Source organism: Actinomadura harenae, assembly GCF_003696215.1.
Classification (GTDB): domain Bacteria; phylum Actinomycetota; class Actinomycetes; order Streptosporangiales; family Streptosporangiaceae; genus Spirillospora; species Spirillospora harenae.
The window spans coordinates 1-9,868 of record NZ_RFFG01000180.1; the positions used below are offsets into that span (position 1 = coordinate 1).

A 9,868-nucleotide genomic window follows, 5' to 3' on the forward strand; every position below is an offset into this window, starting at 1 on the left:
CGCCGGTCCCGGCGGCCCCGGTGCTCCGGGCGGGCTCGGCGGGCCCGCGTCGCAGACGCAGCAGGCCCCGCCGCCGCAGCCGGTGGCCGCGGCCTCCCCGCCCCCTCCCCCGCCGTCCGGGCACGGCGACGAGATGGGCGACGACGACTACTGGGCGACCATCACCTTCGACAAGCCCAAGTTCCCCTGGCAGCACGACAAGCGCGACGACATGGACGGGGCCGACCCGTCCGGCGCGCCGATGCACGCCACCGGCGGCCAGCCCATGGGCGCCGGTCCCGGGGGGCCCGGTGACCAGTTCGGCGAGCCCGGCATGGCGGGCGACCCGGCGATGACCGCCTCCCTCGGCGGAGACGCCGGCTTCGGTGCCGACGCCGGTTTCGGCGCGAACGCGGGGTTCGGCGGAGCTCCGTCCGGCAGCGGCCCCCAGGGCGGGATCCCGTCGCCGTTCGGCCAGGGCAACGCGCTCCAGAGCGACCCGCAGGGCGGCTCGTTCGGCGCCGACCCGTCCGCCACCGCGCACGACCCGCTGCCGGTGCTCGACCAGAGCGGCCCGCAGTCCCCGTACGGACCGTCCGGGGAGCACCCCGCGTTCGGCTCCGGCCCGTCCGACCAGCACGTCTACGGCGAGGGCCCGTCGTCCGGCGCCGGAATCGGCTCGGGTTCGGGCTCCGGTTTCGGTGACGGCTCCGGGTTCGGACAGAACGACTCCGGGTTCGGACAGAGCGATGGTTCGGGGTTCGGGCAGTTCGGCTCGGCCGGCGACCCGTCGCCGTTCGGCACACCGGAGCCCCAGCAGCCCGCCTACGGCGGCACCGGCGAGCACCCGTCGCCGTTCGGGAACGACCCGCTGAACACGCGCTCGGGGACGTCCGGCGACGGCTACGACCGTCCGGCGGCCGCGTCCGGCGCCGACCCGCTGGGCCTCCCGCTCGGCGGCGGCCTCGGCTCGGACACCTCCGGGTACCGGTCGCCCGCGGCCGACTCCGGCACCGGCGGCTGGAGCACCCCGTCGGCTCCCCCGCCGCCCGCCGCGCCGCAGCAGCCCGCCGCGAGCGCGGGCGTGCCCGGCGGCGACACCGGCGAGACCCAGCTGCCGACCGTGGACGAGCTGCTCCAGCGCATCCAGAGCGACCGGCAGCGCACGCAGGGCCCGGACACGTCCGGGGCCGGCGCGGACAAGTCGTTCGGCAACTCGCTGGGCGACCCGCTGAGCGACCCGCTCGGCGCGCCGCCGTTCGGCGGCGCGGCGGGCGGCTCCCCGGCGGGTGGCCCGGCTACTGGCGGCTACCAGGCCGCGCCGACGTACAACGACTCGTCCGCGCGCTACGACGACCCGCTGACCTCGGGCCGCGACGCGTTCGGCGGCGGCCTCGGCGCGCCGGGCGGCCAGTCCGCGACCGGCTCGACCGGCGAGCCCGGCCGGTACGGCGAGTTCGGCGGCAGTGGCGGCGGATATGGCGGCGGCGACCCGATCCCGTCGCACGACACGGGACCGCGTCCGGCCGGGGCCTTCGACCCGAACGCCACCCAGGCGTACGGATCGGGCTACTTCCCCGGCAACGAGTCCGGCGGCACCGGCTCCTACAACAACCCGTCCTACGGCGGGAACAACCAGGACCAGCAGCCGCCCCAGCAGCAGGACGACTGGCAGAACCACCGCGACTACCGCCGCTGATCCGAGCGCCCGAAGAGGCCGTCCCCGTCGTCCGGGGGCGGCCTCTTCTCATGTCCGAGGGACGCCGGTGCGCAAGTCCGGAGGGCGCCGACCAGGCGGGACGGGTTCGTGGATTTCGGAGCGTGACGGAATCCCGCCTGTTTGAATACGAAGCGTGACTGATTCTTCACGTACCGTTTCCATTCTCCGTCATGACCTGGCCGCCTCGTTCGTCGTGTTCCTCGTCGCCGTCCCCCTGTCGCTGGGCATCGCGGTCGCGTCCGGGGCGCCGGTCGCGGCGGGCCTCGTCGCGGCGGTCGTCGGCGGGATCGTCGGAGGGCTCGCGGGCGGGTCCCCGCTGCGGGTCAGCGGGCCCGCGGCCGGGCTGGCGGTGATCGTCGCGGAGCTCGTCCACGCGTACGGGTGGCGCGCGACCTGCGGGGTCACGCTGCTCGCCGGGCTCGTGCAACTCGCGCTCGGCGCGGCCCGGGTCGCCCGGGTGGCGCTGGCCGTGTCGCCCGCGGTGATCCACGGCATGCTCGCGGGGGTCGGGCTGGTGCTCGCCCTGTCGCAGCTGCACATCGCCCTCGGCGGACGGCCGCGGGGGTCGGCGACCGCGGACCTGGCCGGGCTCCCCGAGCGCCTCATGCGCGCGCACGCCCCCTCGGCGGCGGTCGCGCTGGTCACGATCGCCGTCCTGCTCCTCTGGACGCACGCGGCCCGCCGGTACGGCACCCGGGGACGGGCCACGGCGATCCTGCGGGTGCCCGCGCCGGTCCCGGCCATCGTGATCGCCTCGGCCGGGACGTGGCTGCTCGGCTGGGACGTCGCCCGCGTGGACATGCCGGAGCGGCTGTTCACCGGCTGGCGTCCGCCGGTCCTGCCGGACGCGCCGGTGCACGAGATCGCCGGGGCGGTCGCGGCCGTCGCGCTGGTCGCGGCCGTGGAGTCACTGCTGTGCGCGCTCGCGGTGGACCGGCGGCGGCCCGACGGCGTCCCGCGCGCCGACCTCGACCGCGAGCTGCTCGGGCAGGGCGCGGCGAACGCGATGTCCGGGCTGCTCGGCGGGCTTCCGGTCGTGGGGCTGATCAGCCGGAGCACGGTGAACGTCGACGCGGGCGCGCGGTCGCGGGCGTCCACCGTCCTCCAGGGGGCCTGGTGCCTGGCCGCGGCGGTGAGCTGCGCGGCGCTGGTCGAGCGGATCCCGCTGGCGGCGCTGGCCGGGCTGCTGGTGGTGTTCGGCGTCCGGCTGCTGGACCCGGCCCGGCTGCGGGACCTGCTCGGCCACCGGGAGATCCCCGTCCACCTGGCGACGGCGGCGGGCGTGGTGCTGCTGGGGCTGGGCGAGGGCGTGCTGATCGGGATGGCGGTCGCCGGGGCGCAGGCGCTGCGGCGGCTCACCCGGCTGGCCGTCCGGGTCGAGGAGGCCGTCCCGAGCGCGGACGACCGGCCCGGCGAGCCCACCTGGCACGTCGTCGTGGAGGGGACATTGACGTTCCTCGGGGTGCCGCGACTGTCCCGGGCGCTGGCGGCCGTCCCGGCGGGCGCGGGGGTCGACCTGGACCTGAACGTCGACTTCATGGACCATGCGGCGTTCGAGGCCGTGCACCACTGGCGGCAGGCCCACGAACGGCTCGGGGGCAGGGTCGACATCGACGAGATTCACGAGTCTTGGTATGAAAGAGCCGTGACAGGTGATTTGTCTGGTCAGCGCAAGTCTCCCCCGGGTTCCCGCTGGTGGGCTCCCTGGGCGAACCGCCGACGCCGCCCGGGGAGTTCCTCCGGCGCGTCCGGGGGGACGCCCAGTGAGCTCCTGCTGTCCGGGATCCGCGAGTACCAGGGACGGACCGCCGCCCTGGTCCGCCCGATCATGGCCGAGCTCGCCTTCGAGCAGAAACCCGAACACCTGTTCATCACCTGCGTGGACTCGCGGGTGGTGCCCAACATCATCACCGCGTCCGGCCCCGGTGACCTGTTCATCAACCGGAACGTCGGCAACATGGTCCCGCGCCACGGGTCCGTCCCCCCGGACGACTCGGTCGCCGCGACCGTCGAGTACGCCCTGAACGTCCTCGGCATCCGGACGATCACGGTCTGCGGCCACTCCAACTGCGGCGCGATGGCGGCGCTGCTGGCCGGCGGCAAGGAGGTCGAGCACCTGCCCTCCCTCACCCGGTGGATCCAGCACGCCAAGCCCAGCCTCGCCCGGTTCGTCGCGTCCGAGCCCGTCCCGGACCAGTCCCCGATGACCCGACTCTGCCAGCTCAACGTCGTCCAGCAGCTGGAGAACCTGGAGAGCTACCCCTGGCTGCGCGACCTGGTCGACTCGGGCGAGGTCACCCTGGTCGGCCTCTACCTCGACCTCGAGACGGCCGACGTGCACGTCCTGGACCGCGCGACCGGGACGTTCGGCCCGGTCCGCGGCGACGAGCGCACGGCCGTCTGAGCCTCGACGTGCCGGACGGGCCGTGCGCACGGCCCGTCCGAGTGCGGACGTGGTGCCCGGTCCGTCTGAGCGTGGACGTGTGACATGGGCCGTGGGCCGCCCCTGGGCGAGAGGGGCGGCCCGGCCCCCCGGCGGTCAGCGACCCACCAGCTCCTCATCGCCGCCGCGGGTGTACCGATCTCCGGACTCGCGGGCGTACCCGCCTCCGGACGCGCGGGTGTACGGCTCACCGGACTCGCGGGCGTAGGGGTCCACGGCGCCCCGGACGTACATGCCGGTCACCCTGCGGGCCCGCCGCGCGCTCCGGCTGTCCGCCGGGGCGAACAGCGCGTCCCGCCGGCTCTCGCGGGCGAACTCCACCAGGTACAACAGCACCGCCAGCACCGGAACGAACGCGACCAGGGCCACCAGCACGATCATCATCAGCGCCCCTCTCCGCGGGTCCCGTGGGCCGGTCCCCGCCGCCTCGCCGATCTCCCAACAGATCCGGCTGCGTACTTCGGACGGTAAGCGGCCCGTCCGTCCCGCTCTGTGTCCCATGACCCGATCCTCCTGAGTCACGGAACCCACCGGAACGGCCCTTCCCACCACCTCCCGACCGTCCTACCGCCGGCACCACCGACGTCTCCGAGATCGGGAAGGTCCACGCTCGTGACCAGCCTTGACGACCACGCGGGCGGACACGTCTCGCGCCCCGCTCCGGACTTCGGAGCGGGGCGCGAGAGGTGTCCTTCTATGGAGCGGGGTTCCCATGGTCGCCGGTCATCCCGGGCGGCCGGGGTTCCTGCTTTCCGTCAGGCCGATTCCTGGCCGTCGGGCGTCTCCTCGCGGTAGGCCGCCTCGCGGGGGGCCTCCATGCGCCAGGAGTCGTGGTGCGACGACCACTTGTGGGCCCAGCACCTGCGCGGCGGGCACTTGTGCGGATGCCAGTGACACGGCCGGCACTTGTGCGGAGGCCGCTTGTGCGGCGGCTTCGGCTTGGGGTGCGGCGGCTTGGGCTTCGGGTGCGGCGGGCGCGGCGGCCTCGGGGGTCGCGGCGGGCCCGGACGCTCGGACTCGCTGACGTGGATCGTGACCCTGGCGGGGTCGCTGGTGGCCTCGTTGCCCTGCGGGTCGGTTCCCGACGCCACGGCCACGTTCGTCAGCGGGCATTCCCTGCCGTCTCCCCAGCCTCTGTCGTGGTCGCCTTCCGCGTTCTGGTCACCGTCGCCGTCCACGCCCCTCCTGCAGGCGTCGCCCCGGGTGATCCGGTACGTGCCCTGGCAGGTGGTCTCGGCCCCGGGCGCCAGCGTCGTCTCCTCGCAGGTGACGTCGGTGACCCGGTCGTCCCTGACCTGGACGTCGGTCAGCTCGGCGTCGCCGGTGTTGGTGACGGTGTAGGAGTACCGCACGTCCGTCCCGACCCTGTACGGGCCGGGCGTCTCGACGCGCTTGGTGAGGTCGATCGCGCCCTCCTCCGAGGGCGGTTCGAAGTGCAGGCAGACGGTCTGGTGGTCGATCCGGGCGCAGATCTCCTCGGGCCGGGGCTGACCGGCGGGCCAGGTGGTCGTGGCGTGCAGAAGCGCGTCGGTGACCACCTCGCTGGGATCGACGCTGCCCGGGTCGGCGCTGAAGACGGTCCTCACCGGGTGGAAGAACGGGCCGCCCGGCGTGCCGCCGTCGGAGTCGTTCTGCAGGCTGGCGGTGATCTGCGCCTGCTGCCCGGCGGCGATGTCGTCGGGCACCGAGTTGATCGTCAGGATCAGCCAGGGCTGGAAGTCGACCTGCCCGGCCGCCGTCCCGACCACGTGGTCGCAGCCGCCGCCGTCCGGCATCTCGTTGCAGCCCCACCAGTTGAGGCGCGCGTCGATGTTCGCCTCGGAGTCGTTGTTGACCAGGCCCTGGTTGTCGCCGTTGTCGACGATCCGGTTGTAGTGGACCGCCATGGGCCCGCTGTAGGCGCCGTCCGCGACGAGGATCCCGGCGCCGCCGGAACCGGTGATGGTGTTCCGCGTGATCGTGGCGTCGGTGCTCCGCGTCGTCTGCCCGCGCGTGGTGAAGCCGACCGCGCCCTGACCGGAGTCGGTGATGCGGTTGTTGCGCAGGACGACGCCGCTGGAGTTGGCGATCTCCACGCCGTAGCGTCCGGCGATCGTGGCGGTCCCGTCGATGGTGTTGTGCTCGATGGTGATGCCGGTGTTGGTCACCGCGGCGAACCCGGTGAAGAGCAGGATGCCGCCGCGGGTCTTGTCGGCGATGTGGTTGTTCGTGATCGTGACGTCGTGGCAGGCGCCGGACAGCTGAACACCGCTCCAGCCGCCGACCATGCTGTTCCGGGTGACGGTGACGTCCCTGAGGGCGACGAGCTGGACCGGGAACTCGCCGTCCATGTCGTTGTCGGCGATGGTGATGTTCCGCGTCGCCCCGGCGACCTCGCCCCCGGAGATGTTGATGGACGAGTTGCCGTTGTCCTGGAACCTGTTGTTCGAGAACGTCGCGTTCGCCAGCGGCCGGTAGGTGAAGACCCCGTTGCCTTGCTGACCGGGCGCGAGCGTGGCGTTGTTGTTGTTGATGAACAGGTTCTGCTGGAACACCGAAGGCGTCACGCCGTTGGAGGACGGGGCGAATCCCTTGAGGTTGTTCGAGAAGATGGTGTTCTCGACCCGGTAACCGCTGAAGCTCTCGCTGGTGGTCACTCCCGCGCCGTCACCGTTCCCGGTGAAGGTGAAGCCGTCGATCGATGTCCCGTTGGCCTGCGCGACCCACAGGTCGTACCGGATCGGCGTGCCGGCCACGGTCGTGATGACCGTCTCCCCCGGGTCCCCGGGCGTCCGGGTGCGGGCGTCCACGCCGACCTGGGCGCCTTCGAAATGCAGGTCGTCCTTGCGGATGACCAAGGGTGTGGTCATGACGTACGTGCCGGCCTGCACCCTGATGGTGTCCCCGGTCCCGGCCGCGTTGTAGGCGAACGGGATCGTCGCGCACGGCGACGCGGCCGAGCCGCACCCCGCCGCGTCGGCGCCCGTGGTCGCGACATTGATGACGGTCGCGGCGGCGGCCGGTGGTGCGGCCGCCAGCACCGGGACCGCTCCGGAGAGCGCCGTCACCAGCAGATATGTGAGCCATCGTCTTTTCATCGGTGCTGCCCTGCCCGAATCATCGTCACTATACGCACAAGATCGTAACTGTAAGTAACATGATCTCGGCGGGCATACAACGACCACCGCGCGAACACGCCGAAGGCGAGAGGGGAAGGGCGGCGGACGAGTCGGCCTGTAAGCCGGGTTCTGTGCCGTCCCTTGCGGGGCGGCGACGGCCATCCATCTCGGACCGCCGTTGCCGGCGGCCTCCAGCGGTCTACCCGCAGGCATCGGGCGGGCCGCCCTCGAACGCCTGCGCGGGAAGCGTCGCTTCCCTTCTTGACCTTGCTCCGGGTGGGGTTTACCTGGCCGCCCACGTCACCGTGGGCGCCGGTGAGCTCTTACCTCACCGTTTCACCCTTACCACCTCGCGGTGGCGGTCTGCTTTCTGTGGCACTGTCCCGCGGGTCGCCCCGGGTCGGTGTTACCGACCACCCTGCCCTGTGGAGCCCGGACTTTCCTCGACGGGGCGATGCCCCGACGCGGCCGTCCGGCCGGCTCGTCCGCCGTGGGTCAAGGGTACCGGTTACGGGAGGCGGCTCAGCGCGGCGGCGATGCGGGGCGCGGGGTCCGGCTCGGTCAGGGAGCCGGTCAGGTGGGCGCCGTAGGCGGCCAGGTCGAGGAGGCCGTGGCCGCAGACCGAGGTGAGGATGACGACCGGGCCGGTGGCGGCCCTGGCCTCGGCGATGACGGCCGCCAGGGCGTGCGCCGGTTCCGGGGCCGGGACGATGCCCTCGGTGCGGGCGAAGAGCAGGCCCGCCTCGAAGGTCTCGCTCTGGGGCTTGGCTGCGGCCTCGATGAGGCCCAGGTCGTGGATGTGGGACAGCAGCGGGGACATTCCGTGGTAGCGGAGGCCGCCCGCGTGAATGGGGTCGGGAATGAACTCGTGGCCCAGGGTGTGCATTTTCAGAAGGGGCGTGAAGCCCGCGGTGTCGCCGAAGTCGTAGGCGTAGCGGCCCTGGGTGAGAGAAGGGCACGCGGCGGGTTCCACGGCCAGCAGGCGCGGGTTCGCCCTGGTCGTGAGCTTGTCACGGAGGAAGGGGAAGGTGAGGCCCGCGAAATTGGAGCCGCCGCCCGTGCAGGCGATGATCAGGTCGGGGTATTCGCCGAGGGAGGCGAGTTGGGCCTGAGCCTCTTCGCCGATGACGGTCTGGTGGAGGAGGACGTGGTTGAGGACGCTTCCCAGGGCGTAGCGGGTGTCGGACGGAGCCGCCGATTCGACCGCCTCGCTGATCGCCAGGCCCAGCGAGCCGGGGTGGGACGGGTCGTCCGCGAGGGCCTTGGCGCCCGTCGACGTCTCCGGGGAAGGGCTGGCGTGGACCTTCGCGCCGAAGAGTTCCATCATGGTGCGGCGATAGGGCTTCTGGTCGTAGGACGCCCTGACCATCCACACTTCGCATTCGAGATCGAACTGCGCGCAGGCGAAGGCCAGAGCGCTCCCCCATTGGCCCGCGCCGGTCTCCGTGGTGAGGCGCCGGACGCCCTGCGTCGCGTTGTAGTAAGCCTGCGGGACGGCCGTGTTCGGCTTGTGCGAGCCGACCGGGGAAACGCCCTCGTATTTGAAGTAGATGCGGGCCGGTGTGCCGAGGGCCTTCTCGAGGCGATGGGCCCGGACGAGCGGCGTCGGACGCCACAGGCGATAGGCGTCCTGGACGGCTTCGGGAATGTCGACATAGCGCTCGGACGACACTTCCTGCGCGATCAGGTCGGGCGGGAAGAGCGGGGTCAGGTCGTCCGGGCCGACGGGTTCACGGGTGCCCGGACGCAGCGGCGGCGGGGGCGGCTCGGGCAGGTCCGGGACGACGTTGTACCAGCGCCGCGGGAGGTCGGACTCGTCCAGGTTGATCCGGGTCTGCGGCATGGGCGGCCTCCGGCGGCGTCGTCACGATACGTGTACGCAACGTAACGACACCGGCGCGGGGCCACAAGTCCTGATCCGGTCAGGCGTCCAGGTGGTGGACGTCGTTGAAGGAGCGCAGGCTCGCCGGGCCGTCGTCGTACCAGTCGACGCGGCTCAGGGACGCCGTGTCCAGGTGCATCCGGTACAGGGACGGGAGCGGCGCGCCCAGGGCGTCCGCGACGAGGATCTTGATCGGCGTGACGTGCGAGACCACCAGGACGCGCTTGTGCCGGTGCCGGACCTTCAGCTTGTCCAGGGCCGTCCGGACGCGCCGGGCGACGGCCTCGAAGCTCTCGCCGCCGGGCGGGGCCGCGGACGGGTCGGCCAGCCACGCGGCGAGGGCGTCCGGGTCGCGCTCGGACGCCTCGCGGAAGGTCAGGCCCTCCCACGCGCCGAAGGCGGTCTCGCGGAAGCCGTCCTCGACCCGGACGTCCAGGCCGGTGACGGCGGCGACCTCGGCGGCCGTGGCGCGGCAGCGTTCGAGCGGCGAGGTCACGATCGCCTCGACGTCCCGGTCCTTCACCGCGCGGGCGGCGGCGCGGGCCTGGGCGAGGCCGCGCTCGGTCAGCGGGACGTCCGAGACCCCGGCGAAGCGCTTCTCGATCGACAGCGACGTCTCGCCGTGCCGGAGGAGCAGGGTGCCGGTCGGGGTGGTCGTGGCGGCCGACCAGCCCGGGGCGCCCGAGGCCGCGGGCGCCGGCGGGGGCACGGGCGCGGGCTCCTCCTCGGCGCGCGGCCGCCACTCC

5 protein-coding genes, 1 other RNA gene and 1 pseudogene are annotated in these 9,868 nt (G+C 73.1%); 2 read left to right on the forward strand and 5 right to left on the reverse strand.

Annotated features, from left to right (window positions below; translation table 11 throughout):
• Both EBO15_RS44830 and EBO15_RS41400 read left to right on the forward strand, forming a co-directional pair.
• Window positions 1-1,678 (forward strand): annotated as a pseudogene (locus tag EBO15_RS44830) (hypothetical protein); the annotation flags it as partial.
• Between the two features lie 154 nt (window positions 1,679-1,832).
• Window positions 1,833-4,103 carry a SulP family inorganic anion transporter gene (locus tag EBO15_RS41400; RefSeq protein ID WP_122199916.1) on the forward strand — a complete coding sequence of 757 codons (2,271 nt, stop codon included), beginning with the start codon at window positions 1,833-1,835 and terminating at the stop codon, window positions 4,101-4,103.
• Window positions 4,104-4,238: 135 nt separating this feature from the next.
• Here EBO15_RS41400 and EBO15_RS41405 read toward each other — a convergent pair whose 3' ends face one another.
• From EBO15_RS41405 to EBO15_RS41425, 5 genes are all read right to left on the reverse strand, one after another.
• Entirely contained in the window at window positions 4,239-4,526 is a 288-nt protein-coding gene (locus EBO15_RS41405; RefSeq protein WP_122199917.1) for a hypothetical protein, read from the reverse strand.
• Between the two features lie 371 nt (window positions 4,527-4,897).
• Complete coding sequence (locus EBO15_RS41410) at window positions 4,898-7,219, reverse strand: right-handed parallel beta-helix repeat-containing protein (protein WP_122199918.1); 2,322 nt, start codon at window positions 7,217-7,219, stop codon at window positions 4,898-4,900.
• Window positions 7,220-7,342: 123 nt separating this feature from the next.
• An RNA gene (rnpB, locus tag EBO15_RS41415) (RNase P RNA component class A) lies at window positions 7,343-7,724 on the reverse strand.
• Window positions 7,725-7,748: 24 nt separating this feature from the next.
• A complete protein-coding gene (locus EBO15_RS41420) occupies window positions 7,749-9,083 on the reverse strand; it encodes a TrpB-like pyridoxal phosphate-dependent enzyme (RefSeq protein WP_122199919.1) in 1,335 nt (444 codons plus the stop codon).
• Between the two features lie 79 nt (window positions 9,084-9,162).
• On the reverse strand, window positions 9,163-9,868 hold a 706-nt coding region (locus EBO15_RS41425; protein ID WP_233616829.1), incomplete at its 5' end, for a histidine phosphatase family protein.

Coding starts and splice junctions, on each gene's coding strand:
- EBO15_RS41410 (WP_122199918.1), bottom strand. CDS start 7,219: ATGAAAAGACGATGGCTCACATATCTGCTGGTGACGGCGCTCTCCGGA.
- EBO15_RS41420 (WP_122199919.1), bottom strand. CDS start 9,083: ATGCCGCAGACCCGGATCAACCTGGACGAGTCCGACCTCCCGCGGCGC.
- EBO15_RS41405 (WP_122199917.1), bottom strand. CDS start 4,526: ATGATGATCGTGCTGGTGGCCCTGGTCGCGTTCGTTCCGGTGCTGGCG.